Annotated in this window: 1 protein-coding gene and 1 tRNA gene; one reads left to right on the top strand and one right to left on the bottom strand. The window is 34.5% G+C overall.

What is annotated here, in order from left to right; all coding sequences use genetic code 11:
* Positions 1–292: 292 nt before the first annotated feature.
* Positions 293–673 (top strand): hypothetical protein, encoded by a 381-nt coding sequence (locus HMPREF2837_RS11720; protein ID WP_239665549.1) that lies wholly within the window; start codon positions 293–295, stop codon positions 671–673.
* Between the two features lie 553 nt (positions 674–1226).
* On the opposite strand, the gene HMPREF2837_RS07790 is transcribed toward HMPREF2837_RS11720, so the two are convergent.
* Positions 1227–1300, bottom strand: a tRNA-Asn gene (locus tag HMPREF2837_RS07790).
* Positions 1301–1338 lie beyond the last annotated feature (38 nt).

Raw genomic sequence — 1338 nt, 5'->3', positions numbered from 1 at the left:
AATACCTTGATATACTTGACAAATGGTAGAAAAATAGAAGAACCAGGGAAGATACTTCCATCATGTACTATAATGAATATTCAAATAAATAACAGATAAAGAAAACTAACAGATCAGGTGCACAATACTACATTTCAAAAAAGATCTAAAATTTCTGTAATGAAAAAAAATACTGTAGGAATTATGCTAGTATACTTTATAATCCCAATTTGTAAAATTAAGCTAGACAGAAAAAAACATATTTGTTAGGCTCAGATAAACTACCACATTTGTCTGAAAGGAACTAACATAAATGACCTATACACATATTACCACAAACGAACTCGTAATGATAAAGTCTTACTCTCAAGAAAACATAAAAGTTTCAGATATTGCGAACTCACTAGGAAGATCAAAACAGACAATCTACAATGGCATCAACTATCTGAAAGAGGGGCACTCCGCTTATGATTACTATAAGCGATATAAAGTCAATAAGAATCGCAGTGGCAGGAATAAAACAAGTCTTTCGCAAGCAGAAAAAGACTTTATTCAAACTCATTTAAATCTAATCTGGAGCCTTGATGTCATTAAGGGAGCTCATCCAGATAGGATTTCTTGTCCTATGAGAACTCTCTATCGACTAGCAGACCGCGGTATTTTTAAGAAAGAGGACCTCCAGAAAACCAAATAATCATAGCGAAAAACAAGGAAAACAAGCGTTTCGTAGAGATTTACGTGAGAGAGCAGACAGTTATCCTGATTTTAAGACGGAATTCGGTCATCTACAAGGGGATACAATTATGGGAGAAAAACACAAAAATGAAGTTATTACCTTAGTAGAACGCTGCTCAAAACCATCATCGCACTGAAAACCAATGGACGGAGAGCAAGTGATATTGAGGCTTCTATTAATCAATGGTTGTCTCAAGTCCCTAGCCACCTTTTTAGGTCTATAACTTTTGATTGTGGGAAAGAATTTTCTAATTGGAAATCTATTTCCAATGCGCATGACATTAAATATAGTGGATTGAAATAAGATATGAACAGAGAGATTAGGAAAGTCAAACTAATTTCTAGAAATATTTTTAGCAGTTGTAATGTACTGTTCTAGATTCAATCTACTATAAAACACTCAAATCTAACAAACTTATAAAAGATATTAAATATTAATAAAGAGCAAAATTAAAAAGGATCAAGATGACCCCTGAAAGATAAAAAAAGACGTCCCTCAGAACGTCTACATACTCCGCCAGTAGGACTCGAACCTACGACATCATGATTAACAGTCATGCGCTACTACCAACTGAGCTATGGCGGATTAAAGCTAAGCGACTTCCTTATCTCACAGGGGGCAAC

Origin of the sequence: Streptococcus sp. HMSC071D03 (assembly GCF_001812125.1) — a bacterium.
Taxonomy (GTDB): Bacteria; Bacillota; Bacilli; order Lactobacillales; family Streptococcaceae; genus Streptococcus; species Streptococcus pseudopneumoniae_N.
The sequence above is the reverse complement of the archived record's forward strand: the minus strand, read 5'-3'. Positions and strand labels throughout refer to the sequence as shown.